This window comes from Methylobacterium sp. E-066 (genome assembly GCF_022829635.1).
Lineage (GTDB): Bacteria > Pseudomonadota > Alphaproteobacteria > Rhizobiales > Beijerinckiaceae > Methylobacterium.
In genome coordinates this window covers 66,869-82,495 of sequence record NZ_JAKSYO010000193.1, presented here as the reverse complement: position 1 = coordinate 82,495, position 15,627 = coordinate 66,869, and the positions used below count along the sequence as shown (strand labels likewise).

Annotated in this window: 12 protein-coding genes; 2 read left to right on the top strand and 10 right to left on the bottom strand. The window is 69.1% G+C overall.

From position 1 onward, the window contains the following. Positions 1-231: 231 nt before the first annotated feature. The 3 genes from speG to apaG are packed head-to-tail and all read right to left on the bottom strand — an operon-like array spanning position 232 to position 2,392. On the bottom strand, positions 232-780 hold the full coding sequence (gene speG / locus MKL20_RS29115) for a spermidine N1-acetyltransferase (RefSeq protein WP_313899049.1): 549 nt from the start codon (positions 778-780) through the stop codon (positions 232-234). Positions 781-794: 14 nt separating this feature from the next. Continuing rightward, a complete protein-coding gene (gene argE / locus MKL20_RS29110; RefSeq protein ID WP_244039599.1) occupies positions 795-1,964 on the bottom strand; it encodes an acetylornithine deacetylase in 1,170 nt (389 codons plus the stop codon). A 35-nt stretch (positions 1,965-1,999) separates the two neighbouring features. Further along, the gene (gene apaG / locus MKL20_RS29105; RefSeq protein WP_007562424.1) at positions 2,000-2,392 is read right to left on the bottom strand and encodes a Co2+/Mg2+ efflux protein ApaG; all 393 of its coding nucleotides are present in this window, start codon (positions 2,390-2,392) and stop codon (positions 2,000-2,002) included. A gap of 262 nt (positions 2,393-2,654) precedes the next feature. On the opposite strand from apaG, the gene MKL20_RS29100 reads away from it, so the two are divergent. After that, the gene (locus tag MKL20_RS29100) at positions 2,655-3,809 is read left to right on the top strand and encodes a 2'-deoxycytidine 5'-triphosphate deaminase (protein ID WP_244039598.1); all 1,155 of its coding nucleotides are present in this window, start codon (positions 2,655-2,657) and stop codon (positions 3,807-3,809) included. Positions 3,810-3,847: 38 nt separating this feature from the next. Further along, positions 3,848-4,309: an Lrp/AsnC family transcriptional regulator gene (locus MKL20_RS29095; RefSeq protein ID WP_244039597.1), complete on the top strand. Its 462-nt coding sequence runs from the start codon at positions 3,848-3,850 to the stop codon at positions 4,307-4,309. Between the two features lie 135 nt (positions 4,310-4,444). Here MKL20_RS29095 and MKL20_RS29090 read toward each other — a convergent pair whose 3' ends face one another. The 7 genes from MKL20_RS29090 to MKL20_RS29060 all read right to left on the bottom strand — a co-directional run bounded on the left by MKL20_RS29090 (position 4,445) and on the right by MKL20_RS29060 (position 15,538). Further along, positions 4,445-4,966, bottom strand: coding sequence for a cysteine dioxygenase family protein (locus MKL20_RS29090; RefSeq protein WP_244039596.1), 522 nt, complete (start codon positions 4,964-4,966; stop codon positions 4,445-4,447). Positions 4,967-5,356: 390 nt separating this feature from the next. Then, complete coding sequence (locus MKL20_RS29085) at positions 5,357-6,424, bottom strand: HD-GYP domain-containing protein (RefSeq protein WP_244039595.1); 1,068 nt, start codon at positions 6,422-6,424, stop codon at positions 5,357-5,359. A 114-nt stretch (positions 6,425-6,538) separates the two neighbouring features. Beyond that, positions 6,539-7,264, bottom strand: a complete 726-nt coding sequence (gene pgl / locus MKL20_RS29080; protein WP_244039594.1) for a 6-phosphogluconolactonase — start codon at positions 7,262-7,264, stop codon at positions 6,539-6,541. A 10-nt stretch (positions 7,265-7,274) separates the two neighbouring features. Continuing rightward, entirely contained in the window at positions 7,275-8,255 is a 981-nt protein-coding gene (gene gnd / locus MKL20_RS29075; RefSeq protein ID WP_244039646.1) for a phosphogluconate dehydrogenase (NAD(+)-dependent, decarboxylating), read from the bottom strand. Positions 8,256-8,529: 274 nt separating this feature from the next. After that, the gene (locus MKL20_RS29070; RefSeq protein WP_244039593.1) at positions 8,530-11,376 is read right to left on the bottom strand and encodes a bifunctional transaldolase/phosoglucose isomerase; all 2,847 of its coding nucleotides are present in this window, start codon (positions 11,374-11,376) and stop codon (positions 8,530-8,532) included. A gap of 161 nt (positions 11,377-11,537) precedes the next feature. Further along, positions 11,538-13,613, bottom strand: a complete 2,076-nt coding sequence (tkt, locus tag MKL20_RS29065) for a transketolase (RefSeq protein WP_244039592.1) — start codon at positions 13,611-13,613, stop codon at positions 11,538-11,540. Then, complete coding sequence (locus MKL20_RS29060; RefSeq protein ID WP_279595053.1) at positions 13,610-15,538, bottom strand: glycoside hydrolase family 15 protein; 1,929 nt, start codon at positions 15,536-15,538, stop codon at positions 13,610-13,612. The genes tkt and MKL20_RS29060 overlap by 4 nt, the downstream gene beginning before the upstream one ends. Positions 15,539-15,627: the final 89 nt, after the last annotated feature.

Genomic DNA, 15,627 nt, shown 5'->3' with positions numbered 1-15,627 from the left:
GATGGCGCCGATCGACCCGTCGATCGGCCTTCCCAATCACACCCTCATCCTGAGGTGACCGCGCAAGCGGGCCTCGAAGGAGCCCTCCAGAAGCCTCAGGGCTTCCTGGAGCCCTCCTTCGAGGCCTTCGCTGCGCTTCGGCACCTCAGGATGAGGGGGAAGATCTGGATTGCACGGACATCGTGAGCAAGGACGACGACGGCCGCGGCACCGTCTTCACAGGAAAACCCATCACACCTTCAGCACCGGCTCGGCGATGTCGCCGCCGCCCCGGGCCTTCAAGTACTCCGGCTGGAACAGGCACATCCGCACGGCGTCGCGATAGCGGCCGTTCACGAAGAACTCGTCCTTCAGGACGCCCTCGGGGTGGAAGCCGCAGCGCTCGTAGATCCGCACCGCCCGCGCATTGTCCCGGTCCACGTGCAGGTACAGCTTGTGGATGTTGAGGACGCTGAAGGCGTAATCCATGGCGATCCGGGTCGCCTGCCAGGCATAGCCGCGGCCCTGGAAGTTCGGGTGGATCGCGATCTGGAATTCGCAGCGCCGGTGCAGGTGGTTGATCTCGACGAGCTCGATCAGCCCGGCGGGCTCGCCGCTCGGGTCGGCGACGATGAAGCGGCGCTCAGTCTGGTTGTGGATGTTGCGCTCGTAGAGCTGCTGCAGTTCGGCGAAGGACTCGTAGGCCTCCTCGAACCAGTAGCGCATGATGCTGTCGTTGTTGTTCAGCTGGTGGACGAAGCGCAGGTCCTCGCGTTCGAGCGGGCGCAGCTTGATGGTGATGCCGATTAGCGCGTTCATGACGCGTAAGCCTCGATCAGGGCCCTCAGGAACCGCTCGCCCTTGCCGAGCGCATCGAGGGTGATGAATTCGTCGGGTTGGTGGGCCTGGGCGATGTCTCCGGGCCCGCAGACGACGGTCGGGATCCCGGCCTGCTGGAAGCGCCCGGCCTCGGTGGCATAGGGTACCGCGATCGTGCGGTTGCGCCCGGCGAGCCGCAGGCAGAGCAATTCGGCCTCGGAGCCGGGTTCGGGTGCGAGCCCCGGAATGTCGACCTCCTCGATCGTCTCGATTCGCCCGTAATCACCGTAGCGGTTCAGGCGCTCGCGCGTCACCCGCTCGACCTCCTCGGCGAACAGGCGCGGGATCTCGCCCGGGTCGAGGTCCGGCAGGCCGCGATACTCCCAGTGGAAGCGGCACTCCTTGGCGAGGATGTTGCGTGCGGTGCCGCCGTGGATCGTCCCGACATGGACCGTGGTCGCGGCCGGATCGAACCGCCCCGACGCGTCGCCGCGCTCGATCATCCGGTCGGCGATCCGGCTGAGCCCGGCGACCAGCTCGCAGGCCGCCGCCACCGCGTTCGCCCCGAGGGCCGGCCGGGCGGAATGGGCCTCGCGGCCGTGCACGATGGTCAGGCAGGTGACGATGCTCTTATGCGCGTCCGCCACCTCCATCCCGGTCGGCTCGCCGACGATCACGGCACCGGGGCGCGGCAGGTCGGCGCCGAACCGGGTGATCGCGTCCATGGAGCCGAGGCAGGTGGTCTCCTCGTCGTAGGAGAGCAGGATGTGGATCGGCCGCTTCAGATCGGCGGCGAGCATGTCGGGCACCAGGGCCAGCGCCAGGGCGTCGAACGCCTTCATGTCGACGGCGCCGCGGCCATAGGCCCGTCCGTCGGCGACCCGCAGGGTGAACGGGTCGCTGGTCCAGGCCTGGCCCGCCACCGGGACCACGTCGGTATGGCCGGAGAGGACGACACCGCCCTCGACCATCGGGCCGATCGTGGCGAACAGGGCCGCCTTGTCGCCGGCCGCGTTCGGCAAACGCAGATAGGGGACGCCCCAGCCGTCGAGATAGGCGCAGACGGAATCGATCAGGGCGAGGTTCGACTTGACGCTCTCGGTATCGAACGACACGAGGCGGGCGAGCATGTCGAGCGGGCTGAGCCGCTCGCCGTTCCCAGACATGGATCCCTCCGGAGCGAGGCCCCGGCGCCGGGACCTCAGTGCAGGCTGCGGCGGACGTGGGGGCTGTCGAGGGAGAAGGCGGGAATCTCGGCCTCGAAGCTCTCGCCGGCCACCGTCGCCATGGTGTAGCTGCCGGCCATCAGGCCATCGGGCGTGTTGAGCGGGCAGCCGCTGGTGTAGCAGAAGGACTCGCCCGGCTCCAGCACGGGCTGCTTGCCGACCACGCCCGTCCCCCGCACTTCCTGGCAGGCGCCGTGGCCGTCGATGATCCGCCAGTGGCGGGAGCGCAACTGCACCTGCTCGCTGCCGGTGTTCACGATCTCGACCGTATAGGCGAAGAAATAGCGGCTCTCGTTCGGGGAGGATTCCTCCTCGACGAAGCGGGGCTGAACGGTCACTCGAATTCCCCGCGTCTCGGCCTTGTACATCGCCCTATTAGGCCCTTCTTCGAACGGTGCGATTCGATGAAGACGAATTGAACGCGCTTCACTCGCGGTGGTAGTGGGCAGTGAAATCGGCGTCAATTGCGGCGGACTACCTCGCGCGGATGATGTCGCAGGCCTGTCGAACCGTGGCAGGAAGCGGCACTGGGCGACCCGCGCTCTCGGTTAAGCGGGCATTAGCCAGTCCCGTCGGAGAACGTGTAGGAACGCGGATCCACCCGGAGGCGCGCGAAGGAGTCGATGCGCGATGAACGCGGGCGCAGGCACGGATGCCGCAGATTCGCAGGCCGCCAAGTCGGGCGACGCCGATTCGAGCGCCGGGACCCGCTCCGGCATCCTGCCGGCCGAGGCGATCGCCGCGCTGGCCCAGGCGGGCGGCATCCGCGTGGCCGAGGCCTTCGCGGGCGACCAGATCCAGCCCGCGAGCCTCGATCTACGCCTCGGCGCCACCGCCTACCGGGTCCGCACCAGCTTCCTGCCGGGCGCGAGCCGCACGGTCCAGGCCTGCGTCGAGCGCCTGTCGCTGCACCGGATCGACCTGCGCCCCAGCGCGGTGCTGGAAACCGGCTGCGTCTACATCGCCGAATTGCAGGAAGGCTTGGCGCTGCCCGGCAACTTGGCGGCCGCAGCCAATCCAAAAAGCTCCACCGGCCGCATCGACGTGTTCACCCGGGTGATCACCGACCGGGGGGAGGCGTTCGATCAGGTCGAGCCCGGCTATACCGGGCCGCTCTACGCCGAGATCTCGCCGCGCACCTTCCCGGTCTTGGTCCGGACCGGCTCGCGCCTGTCGCAGATCCGGTTCCGCCAGGGATCGCCCCGGCTGACCGAGGCGGAACTCGGCCAATTGCACCTGCGCGCGCCGCTGGTCGATTCCGACGCCCCGTCCTTCCACGGTGGCGTGGCGGTGTCGGTGGACCTCTCCGGGTTCGACGGGCTGATCGGCTACCGGGCCAAGCGCCATACTGGCCTCGTCGATGTCGACGCCCCGGGTCGCCACCGGGCGGTGGATTTCTGGGAGCCCCTGGTGGCGGACGGATCGGGCGCCCTGATCCTCGATCCCGGCCAGTTCTACATCCTGGCGTCCAAGGAATCGGTACAGGTCCCCCCGGACCACGCCGCCGAGATGGTGCCGTTCGATCCCCTGGTCGGCGAGTTCCGGGTCCATTACGCCGGGTTCTTCGACCCCGGCTTCGGCCATGCCGGGGCCGGCGGCGCGGGCGCCCGCGCGGTGCTCGAAGTCCGCTCCCGCGACGTGCCGTTCCTGCTGGAGGACGGCCAGATCGTCGGCCGGCTCGTCTACGAGCGGATGCTGGCAATCCCCAAAACCCTCTACGGTGCGGGGGCCGGCTCGAACTATCAGGCCCAGGGGCTGAAGCTCTCGAAGCACTTCTTCCTGTAGACCCGGCAGCCCGGACCCCGCGCGGGAGCAGCTTTCGCATGGACGCGGTGGACCGAAAAATCCTGGACGTCCTCCAGCAGGACGCGACGCTGCCGGTCGCCGAGCTGGCCGAGCGGGTCGGCGTCAGCGCCGCCCCGTGCTGGCGCCGGGTCAAGAAGCTGGAAGCCTCAGGCGTGATCCGCGGCCGGGTCGCCCTGGTGGACCGGCGCAAGGTCAACGTCCCGACCACGGTGTTCGTGGCCGTAAAGGCGCCCCGCCACGCGGCCGACTGGTCCGACGCGTTTCGCCGGGTCGTCGCCGGCTTCCCGGAGATCGTCGAGGCCTGGCGGCTCACCGGCGAGATCGACTACCTCCTGCGCATCGTCGTGCCCGACATCGAGACCTACGACGCCGTCTACCAGCGGCTCATCGCCAAGCTCGAATTCTCGAACCTGTCCTCCTCCATCGCCATGGAGGAGATGAAGTACACGACCGCCGTGCCGACCATTTATATGGAGTGACGGTTTCGGGTCGGGCGGCCCCCTCCACCGTCATTGCGAGCGCAGCGAAGCAACCCAGTGTCGCGCGCGGTCTCAGAACGCTGGCGTTTCCCTAGGTTGCTTCGCTGCGCTCGCAATGACGGCGTGGGTGTCACATCACCCCGCCGCGACCTCATAGGTGCGGTGGACCGAAGAAGCCTGCGCCCGGTGGTCGTAGCCGTAGACGTGGATCGAGATCGCCGGGTCCGGACCGTCATTGGCGATCCGGTGCAGGTTCGGCCCCGAGGGCATCATGCAGGCCACGTAGCCGGGTACCCGGACCACATCCAGGGTCGCGACCGCATGCGTGTCGCTGATCGGGCGATACCAGGTCTCGCGCAGGCTGCCGCTGAGCAGGCCGAAGCAGCAGGAGCAGTGGTGATCGTGCACGGGCGTCACCGCACCGGGGCTCCACACCATGGCCCAGACGCTGAGCGCCCGGGTGCCGAACAGCAGATTGCGGCCGAGGCCCTCCGGCGGCGCGACGAGCTGCGTCGGGTCCAGCAAGTCCGGCCGCGCCAGGATCTTCAGCAGGGTCGCCCGGGCTGAGGCGAGATAGGCGTCCGGGGAGCGCCGGGCCGAGAGCGCGAGATCCGCCAACATCGCCTCGACTTCGGCTGGATGGGTCAGCGGGGTCATGCGCACTCTCCTCAAAGGCCCTCCGTCAGGCTGCGTGAAGCCTAGCGCGGAGGGGCCGGAGACGGGTTGCGAAGTTGGCGCTCGAATGGACTGCCTGAGCAATGTGATCGCGCAGAAGGGCGAAAGGTAGAAATGTCATTTCAACCTCATCGAAAGATGTGGGGTGAGTTCGCACGTCGGCCTGATGTAGCGCAATAAGATCAGCGCGCGTCTCATGCGATTTTTGGTCGATCCGTGCGCAGCTCAACCCCCGTCGTTGCGAGCGCAGCGAAGCAACCCAGGGCAGCGCGCGATCTCCGAATGTGGCGTTTCCCTGGGTTGCTTCGCTGCGCTCGCAATGACGGCGCGGGATAGGGGACCGGATCGTGCTTCGGCACCCGCAAGCGCCGGTCAGGACCCGGCGACGGAGCGCTCGAAGGCGCGCACCAGAGTCCTGTCGAGCTTGCCGCCCATGCCGTGCAGGATCGTCATGGCTGCGGCGGCCGGCATTGGGGCCCGGTAGGGGCGGCGCTCGACCAGGGCCGCGTAGACGTCGCAGACGGTGATGAGGCGGACGATGTCGTCGATGGCCTCGCCGGCGAGGCCGTCCGGGTAGCCCGAGCCGTCGAGCAATTCGTGGTGGTGGCGCACCACCTTGAGCACGGCGTCGTCAAAGCCGCCGGCCTGGACCAGGATTTGGTGCCCGAGGGCGGCATGCGTGCGCATCACCGCCCGCTCGGCCGGGTCGAGGGGGCCGGCCTTGTTCAGGATCGCCAGGGGGATCCTGGCCTTGCCGACATCGTGGACCAGGGCGGCGCGCACGAGTTGCTGGCGGTCGGCCGGCGAGAAGCCGAGATCGATCGCGAAGGTCGCGGCGAGGCCAGCCACCAACAGGCAATGCTGATAGGTGGCGTCGTCGTAGGCGCGCACCGTGTCGAGCCAGGCGGTCAGGCCGCCCTGGCCGATCGCCCCGAGGATCGGCTCCAGGCCGTCATTGACCAGGGCGGCATCGACCCTGCCGGAATCCCGCGCGGCATCGAGCAGGTTGGCGATCACCGCGCCGGCCTTGTCGGCGGCCTGGACGACCAGCGGAGACTTACTGCGCGCACCGGGCTTGGGAACGTCCGAGACGGGTGAGAGCTGCGCCCGCAGGGCCTCGACCACGGTTCCGACCGGCGTGTCCTCGGGCAGGCAGAGCCGCGCCCCGAGCCCGCGCGCCGCCGACAGGCTGCGAGCGCCCATGCTGCGCATCAGAAAAATCCGCGGCAGGGCCGGGGAGGCGGCGATCAGCGTCCGCAGGCCGACGAGCGGGGAGGGCTGAAGCAGGTCGAGGTCGGCCACCAGAGCGAGACAGGGGCCGGCGGGCGGCATCGCGGCGGTGTCCAGCACCGTGCAGGGGGCGACCTGTTGCAGCGCCAGCAGCAGATCAGCGCGGCGGGCAGCCTGATCGATGTAGAGGACGACCGTGCCCGCGCGCATCTGGCCCTTCGTGGCATGGAACCGCCGCTGCGACGCGATCGGATCCGGACCACGCAGCAGGCAACCCGGTCTAGCGCCACCGTCTTGCCAGACCGTAACGGCCCGCGCAGGCCTTCAACCGGCGGCGGCCGCGTCGAGCAGCCAGGCTACGTCACCGACACTGGTGACCCGGCCCGCGGGCAGATCTTCTCCGGCGGCGAGCCGGGCCAGGGGTTCGCGCTTGCCGGCGCCGGTGACCAGGAACAGCACGTGCCGCGAGGAGGCCAGGGCCGGGAGCGTCAGGCTGATACGCGGCACGAACGGCGCCAAGCCGGCTTCAGGCACGGGCGCGACCAGGCGCGCGGTCTCCTCGACCGCCGGCTTGCCGGGGAACAGGGAGGCGGTGTGGCCGTCCTCGCCGAGGCCGAGCAGCACCAGATCGAACAGCGGCCGGGCGGGGTCGAGGGTTTCGGCCCCGTAGAAGTCGAGTAGAACGCGCTCGTAGGCCCGGGCCCCGATCTTCGCCCCCTCGTCGGAAGGGATGAAGTGCAGGTGCGTCGACGGGATCCGGGACCCGTGCCCGAACGCCTCGCGGACCATCCGGACGTTGCTGCGCTCATCGTCCCAGGGGACCACCCGGTCGTCGCCGAAGAACCAGTGGATCCGCTCCCACGGCACCCGGGCGGCATAGTCCGGGCCGGCGAGGAGGCCGTAGAGCACTCTTGGGGTCGAGCCGCCGGACAGGCAGATCGCGATCCGATCGGATTCGGTCTCGCCGCAGGCCACGATCAGCCGCTCGGCCGCCTCGCGGGCGACCGCCTGCGGATCGGGCAGGACATGGGTACCGGTGGGGAGGCTCATCGGCCTTTCCTCACGACTTCTTCGGTTCCTGGTGGCCGCCGAAGCCCTTGCGCATGGCCGAGAGCAGTTTGTCGGCGTAGCTCTCCTGCTCGCGGGAGCGGAAGCGGCGGTACAGGGCGTTGGACAGGACGGTGGCCGGCACGCTCTCCTCGATGGCGGCGTTGATGGTCCAGCGGCCCTCGCCCGAATCCTCGACGTACCCGGAGAAGTCTTGGAGATTCTCGTCGCCGGCCAGCGCCTGGGCGGTCAGGTCGAGGAGCCAGGAGGACACGACGCTGCCGCGGCGCCAGACCTCGGCGATGTCGCCCATGTTCAGGTCGAAGCGGCGCTCGGCCGGAAGCGCCTCCGAGTTGGCGTGCTTCAGGATGTCGAAGCCCTCGGCATAGGCCTGCATCAGGCCGTACTCGATGCCGTTATGGACCATCTTGACGAAGTGGCCGGCGCCGGTGGGGCCGGCATGGATGTAGCCCTGCTCGGCGCGCGGATCGCGACCCTCGCGGTTGGGGGTCTTGGGGATGTCGCCGACGCCCGGCGCCAGGGTCTTGAAGATCGGGTCGAGGCGGTCGACGGTCTCCTTATCGCCGCCGATCATCATGCAGTAGCCGCGCTCCAGCCCCCAGACGCCGCCCGAGGTGCCGACATCGACGTAGTGCAGGCCCTTGGCCTTCAGCTCGATGCCCCGGCGCACGTCGTCGCCGTAGAACGAGTTGCCGCCGTCGATGACGCAGTCCCCCGCCTGCATCAGGCCGGCCAGCGCCTTGACCGCCTCCTCGGTGATCGCGCCCGCCGGCAGCATCACCCAGGCTGTGCGCGGCACTTCGAGCTTGGAGACCAGATCCTCCAGGCTCGACGCGCCGACCGCGCCGGCTTCCACCAGCCCGGCGACCGCCGCCGGGTTCTGGTCGAACACCACGGCCGTGTGCCCGTCGCGCAGGAGCCGCCGGACGATGTTGCCGCCCATCCGGCCGAGACCGATCATGCCGAGTTGCATTGCTGCCATCCCTTACCGATCGCCCCCGCGGCGCGGGGTTTGAGTGCTTCGCCGGCTACGCCAACATTGAACAATGTGGCGCACCCTTTTCCCGGACACCTGAAACGCAGTGAAAGGTGATCCGGGACCCAGTGAGAAAAGCGCCGCGCAGCGGCTCGCATTCGACGCTGGGTTTCGATGTCTCGACGCTTCGCGCGCTCTTGTGCTGGGTCCCGGGTCGCATTCCGCTGACGCTTCATGCGCCCGGGAAAGGGCGGCCAGACCCGTCCGCCCTTTAAGCCACCGCGGCCTTCAACGCCGCCGCGATGCGCTTCAGCCCGGTATCGAGGTCGCCCTTGATGTGAACCCGCAGCGCCCGGCGGCCGCGCTCGGCCAGCACCGCGAAGTCGCCCCGGGCCTGCGCCGCCACCACGGTGGCGAAGCCGAGCGCCCGGCCGGGGATCGGCAGGTCCTCGGTGGGCTCCGCGGTGATCTGCAGGAACACGCCGGTGTTCGGGCCGCCCTTGTAGGCCTGCCCGGTCGAGTGCAGGAACCGCGGCCCGAATTCCAGGCAGGTCGCGACCTTGCGGGCATCGCGCACGGCGAGCCGCGCCTCCTGCAGGATGCCGGCGGCCTTCGGGTCGCGGGGCACGTAGGCGAGGAGCCCGAGATAATCGCCGTCCTTCAGGCGGGCGACCTGCGCATTCAGCGCCGCCTCCAGGCCGTCGGTGGCCTGGGGCAGGGCCTCGGCGTTCTTCGGGTCGGCGTAGAGGGCGATGGCGTCGTCCGCGAACAGCGGCGTCTCCGCGGGGAGGGCGCCGTTGCGCTCGGCCTCCGAGAACAGCTTCTTCGTCTCGATCTTGCTGGCCTCGACATCGGGCTGGTCGAACGGGTTGATGCCGAGCACCGCGCCGGCCACCGCGGTGGCCATCTCCAGGCGGTAGAATTCCTGCGGCAGCTGCTCGACGGAGTCGAGGGTGATGCGGGCGATCGGGTGACCCTCACGCTCCAGGGCGCGCAGGGCCTCGTCCTGCGCCTCCTCGGCGTGGCCGTCGAGGCGGAGATAGATGAAGAACCGGTCGCGGCCGTAGACCGCCGGGACGCTTGCCGGCTCGCCATCCACGGGCACCAAGCCCTTGCCCTGCTTGCCGGTGGACTCGGCGATCAGCTGCTCGGCCCAGGCGCCGAAGCTGTCGATGCCGGGCGAGGCGATCACCGTCACCTTGTCGCGCCCAGCGAGACCCGCCGCGCCTAGGGCGGTGCCGAGCAGCACGCCCGGGTTCTGGGAGGGGGGCACCACCGGCCCGCAGGAGCGGACCATGATCCGGGCCGTCTCCAGGAGCGCCTTCACGTCGAGCCCCAGGGCCGCGGCCGGCACCAGCCCGAAGGCCGACAGCACCGAGTACCGCCCGCCGATCTGCTTCACGCCGTAGAAGATTTTCTTGAATTGATCGGATTGCGCTGCGCGCTCCATGTCGGAGCCCGGGTCGGTCACGGCGACGAAGTGATCGCCTGCCCGGTCGCCCAGCTTTTCCTTCACGCGCCCCAAAAAGTAGTCGCGAAAGACGTTGGGCTCCAACGTCGAGCCGGACTTGGACGAGACGATGAACAGGGTGCGGCCGAGATCGATGCTCGCCTCCAGGGCGCGCACCTGATCCGGGTGGGTCGAATCGAGGATCTGGAGCTTCGGAAAACCCTCGCGCTGGCCGTAGGTCAGGCTCAGCACCTCGGGGCCGAGGCTGGAGCCGCCCATGCCCAGCACCACGGCATCGGTGAAGCCCTCCTGCTTCACCCACTCCGAGAAGGCGGCGTAGTCGGCGGCCTTCTCCAGCTCTTCCTCGACGATGTGCAGCCAGCCGAGCCAGCTCGCCTCGTCATGGCCGGACCAGACGGTGGCATCCCCGGCCCAGAGCCGGCGGATCGAACCGCTCGCCCGCCAGGCCTCGACGGTCTTCTTCGCCTCGGCGGCGAGGGTGTCGTCCATGACCAGGCTCTGGCCATCGAGGCGCTGGCCCAGCAGCGCGGCGCGCTTGCCCGCGACCGCGCCGAGCAGGTTGTCGGCGGCGTCGATGAAGAGCTGCACGCCCTCCTTCACAAGCTGCTCGGCCACAACCTCGATGTCGATGCCGGCGCGAGCGAGCCGAGCCATGACGGCCTCGGCGCCCGGCACGTCCTCCTCGATCGTCGCCCGGACGGTGCCGTGGTCGCGGAACGCGTCCATGGTGGCGGGCGGCATGGTGTTGACGGTGTTCGGCCCGATCAGCTCCTCGACATAGAGCACGTCGGAATAGGCCTTGTTCTTCACCCCCGTGGAGGCCCAGAGCAGCCGCTGCGCCTTGGCGCCCTTCTCCGATAGCGACGTCCACTTCGCCTCGGAAAAGATCTTGCGGTAGCGCTGGTAGGCGAGCTTGGCGTTGGCGATCGCGACCTTGCCCTTGAGCTGGCCGAGCGCCGCCTTCTCGTCGGGGTCGTTGGCCGCGGCGATCTTCTCGTCGAGCAGCTTGTCGACCAGCACGTCGATCCGGCTGATGAAGAAGCTCGCGACGCTCGCGATTTTCGACACGTCGTGGCCGGCCTTGGCCCGCTCGTCGAGCCCGTCGACGAAGGCGCGGGCCACCGCCTCGTAGGCCTCCTGCGAGAACAGGAGCGTCACGTTGATGGAGATGCCCTCGGCCGTGAGCTGGCGGATCGCCGGAATGCCTTTCGGCGTCGCCGGCACCTTCACCATCAGGTTGTCGCGGGCGACCGCCTTGTGCAGGCGCCGGGCCTCGTGGAGCGTCGCCTCGGTGTCGAGCGCCAGGTAGGGCGAGACTTCGAGGCTGACGTAGCCGTCGGCGCCGTCGCTCGCCTCGTAGACCGGGCGGAGCACGTCGGCGGCGGCCTGGATGTCGGCGATGGCCAAGCCCTCGTAGAGGTCGATGACGCGGCTGTCGCCGGTCTCCTGCACGGCCTTCAGGCTGGCATCGTACTCCTCCGAATGGCCGATCGCCTTCTCGAAGATCGACGGGTTGGACGTGACCCCACGCAGGCCGTCCTCCTCGACGAGGCGCTTCAGCTCACCCTTCTGGATGAAGCCGCGGGCCACGAAGTCCAGCCAAACCGCCTGATCCTGTTCGTCGTGCAGGGCCTTGAGCGCGTTCATGTCGGTTCCTCGTCGACGGTCTGCGAACCGCACCGCTTCCGCCTCTCCTCCCCCTTGTGGGGAGGAGCCGGAGGTGGGGGTCGGTCAGGATGGGGCGCTCCGGTGCCTTCTGCACCACCCCCACCCCTTGCCCCTCCCCACAAGGGGGAGGGGAATAAGCGTTACGTCTTGTGCTTGGCGAGCTGCGCCCGCGCGGCTTCCAGCACCTTCTCGGGGGTAAAGCCGAACTTGGTCTGGAGATCCTTGATCGGGGCCGAGGCGCCGAACGTATCCATGCCGATGACCGTGCCCTCGGTCCCGGCGTAGCGGTCCCAGCCGATGATGCTGCCCTGCTCGACGGTGACCCGCGCCTTGACGGCGGGGGGCAGCACGGAATCCTGGTAGGCTTTGTCCTGGCGCTCGAACAGCTCCCAGGACGGCATCGACACCACCCGGACCTTCACGCCCTCAGCCTTCAGCGCCTCGTAGGCGCCGACGCAGAGCTGCACTTCCGAGCCGGTGCCGATCAGGATCACCTCCGGGGTGCCGTCGCTGTCGGCCAGGACATAGGCGCCCTTGGCGGTGCCGGCGGCCGCGCCGAACTTGGTGCGGTCGAGGGTCGGCAGCGGCTGGCGGGAGAGCGCCAGTACGGCCGGCTGATCTTTCAGCGAGAAGATCACCCGGTAGGCCTCGGCGACCTCGTTGGCGTCGGCCGGGCGCAGGGTGACGAGGCCCGGGATGCAGCGCAGCGACAGCAGCTGCTCCACCGGCTGGTGGGTCGGCCCATCCTCGCCCACGCCGATCGAGTCGTGGGTGAAGATGTGGAAGATCGGCAGCTCCATCAGCGAGGCGAGCCGGATCGGCGGGCGCATGTAGTCGGCAAACACCAGGAAGGTGGCCCCATAGGCCCGCAGGCCGGACAGGCCGAGGCCGTTCACGATCGAGCCCATCGCGTGCTCGCGCACGCCGAAATGCAGGTTGCGCCCGCCCGGCGAGAACGGCCCGAACGAGCCGGCGCCCTCGAAGGTGAGGTTCGACTTGTTGGACGGCGCCAGATCGGCCGAGCCGCCGAGCATGAACGGCACGTGCTGCGCGATCGCGTTGAGCACCTTGCCGGAGGATTCCCGGGTGGCGATGCCCTTGGCGTCGGGCTCGAAGACCGGGATGTCCTTGTCCCAGCCGTCGGGCAGGCGGCCTTCCAGCAGGGCGGCGAGGTCCTCGGCGTGGTCGGCATCGGCTGCGCGCGCCTTGGCGAGCAGGCCCTGCCAGGCATCGTAGAGGGCAGCGCCGCGCTGGCCGATGCCATCGCGGAAGTTCTCCTGCACGCCGTCCGGCACCAGGAACTGCGCATCCTCGGGCCAGCCATAGGCGCGCTTGGCGCCCTTGACCTCGTCCTCGCCGAGCGCGTCCGAGTGCGCCTTCGGGGTGCCCTGCTTCTTCGGGGCGCCGTAGCCGATCACCGACTTCACGACGATCAGGGTTGGCCGGTCGTTGGTGGCGAGAAACGTCTCGAGCGAACCGGCCAGCGCGTGCAGGTCATTGGCGTCGGCCACCCGCAGCACCTGCCAGCCATAGGCCAGGAACCGGGTCGCGACCTCTTCGCCGAAGGCCAGTTCGGTGTGGCCCTCGATGGTGACGGTGTTGTCGTCGTAGATCCAGCAGAGGTTGCCGAGCCGCAGATGGCCGGCGAGCGAGGCGGCCTCGGAGGCCACGCCCTCCATCAGATCGCCGTCCGAGCAGATCGCGTAGACGTTGTAGTCGAACAGCGGCAGCTCGGGCCGGTTGAGGCGCGCGCCGAGGAAGCGGCCGCCGATCGCCATGCCGACCGAATTCGCGACGCCCTGGCCCAGCGGGCCGGTCGTGGTCTCGACGCCGGTGGTGAAATGGTACTCGGGGTGCCCCGGGGTCCGGCTGTCGAGCTGCCGGAATTTCTTGATCTCCTCCAGCGTCACCGCCGGCGCGTTGCCGCCGTCGCTCTCGGCGACGTTGGCGAGGTGCAGCAGGGCGTAGAGCAGCATCGAGGCATGGCCGCAGGACAGCACGAAGCGGTCGCGGTTCGGCCAGTGCGGATGGGCCGGATCGTAGCGGAGATAGCGGTTCCACAGGGTGTACGCGACCGGGGCGAGGCCCATCGGCGCGCCGGCATGGCCGGAATTGGCCTTCTGCACCGCGTCGATCGCCAGCGTCCGGATGGTGTTGATGCTGAGCGTATCGATCTCAGCGAAGCCCGCCTTGGCGGGAGTGTCAGCGCCGCTCATGATGTCGCGTCTTCCAGTTCGCCTCTTGCGTGCCGCTTGTCGGCTTCACGCTGCCGAAGGACGGCGGGAGGGGCTCCGTTGGCCTTACCACCCTGCCGATCCGCCGGCCCTTCGCCGCGCGTATAGCTGAGCAGCGTGTTGACGAGCGCGACATGGGTGAACGCCTGGGGGAAGTTACCCACAAGCCGCTTGGCTTGCACGTCGTATTCCTCGCTGACGAGGCCGAGATCGGTGCAGATGCCGATCAGCCGCTCGATGATCGCCCGTGCCTCGTCACGCCTTCCGAGGCCGATCAGGTTGTCCGCGTACCAGAACGTGCAGGGCAGGAAGGCGCCCTCGTTGCCGGACAGGCCGTCGGTGGTTTGGCCCTCGGTCTCGTAGCGGAGGATGAAGCCGTCGCGCATCAGGTCCCGGCCGATCGCCTCGACGGTGCCGACCACCCGGGGATCGTCCTGCGGCAGGAAGCCGGTATGGGCGATGAGCAGCAGGCTCGCGTCCAGCGCCTTCGCCCCATAGGATTGGACGAAGCTGTTGAGCTCGGGGTCGAAGCCCTTGGCGCAGACCTCGGCGTGGATCTCGTCCCGGAGGGCGCGCCAGCGCACGGCCTGCTCCTCGGTGGCGCCCGATTCGTGCATCTCGTGCATGCGCAGGGCCCGGTCGAAGGCGACCCAGGCCATCACCTTGGAATGCGTGAAATGGCGCGAGCCGCCGCGCACCTCCCAGATGCCCTCGTCGGGCTTGCGCCAGGCCTTTTCCAGGTGGCCGAGAATCGCCAGCCCGACCCGCAACCCGTCCTTGCTCACCGGCAGGCCGCGGGCATGGGCCTGATAGAGCGCGTCGAACAGCTCGCCGTAGACATCGATCTGGAACTGCGAGGCCGCGGCGTTGCCGATCCGCACGGGCTTCGAGTTCTCGTAGCCGGGGAGCCAGTCGAGTTCGATCTCCGGCAGCAGGCGCTCGCCGCCGATGCCGTAGAGGATATGCGCCTGTTCCGGGTTGCCGGCCACCGCCCGCAGCAGCCAGCCCAACCAGTTGCGCGCCTCGTCGATATAGCCGCCATCCATCAGGGCGATCAGCGTCAGCGTGGAGTCGCGCAGCCAACAGAAGCGGTAATCCCAGTTGCGCTCGCCGCCGAGGCCCTCGGGCAGGGACGCGGTCGGCGCGGCGACGATGCCGCCGGTGGGCTCGTAGATCAGCGCCTTCAGGGTCAGGAGCGAGCGCTGCAGCATCCGGTCCCAGGCCGTGCCGCCGGCGCAGCGCTCGGACCATTCACGCCAAGCCTGATCGGTTGCCTCAAGGCTCCTGCGCGGCTCGATCGGGGTCGGATCGTCCTCGTGGGACGGGCCGTAGCTCAACACGAAGCGATGGCGCTCGCCGGCATGGACGGTGAACTCGGAGACGGTGGTCTGCGCCTCCGACCCCTTCAGGTGGACATCGGTGCGCAGCACGACCTTGTGCGGGCCGGAGACGGCGCGCAGGTCGCCCAGCTCCGAGCGCGAGACCCACGGCACCGCGGAGCCGTAATCGAACCGCACCGCCATCTCCATGCGCATGGCGACGCGCCCGTGCACGCCCTCGACCAAGCGCACCAAGTGGGAGCCGTCGCCGACCGGCATGAAATCGGTGACCAGGACCTCGCCGAGCCGGGTCTTGTGCCGGGTCTCCAGCACGAGGCTGCCGGGACGATAGGCCCAGCTGGTCTCAACATGCTCGGCCTCAGGAAAGATCTTCCAGAAGCCGTGCGCCTCGGTGCCGAGCAGGCTCGTGAACAGGGCGGCGGCGTCGAAGCGCGGCCAGCACAGCCAGTCGACGCTGCCTTGCCGGCTGATCAGCGCGGCACTGCGGCAATCCCCGACGAGTGCATAATCCTCGATGCGTGCAGCCATCCGGCCTCGGCTCCAGCGCGAGGCCGGGTCCCCGACCATCCGCTGCAACGCACCTAGGACGCCCGGTTGCGAGGTCCAGAGGTGGTCGCACGCTAAGCCGGGCCGAATAGAATGCCGTGCCGTCGGAC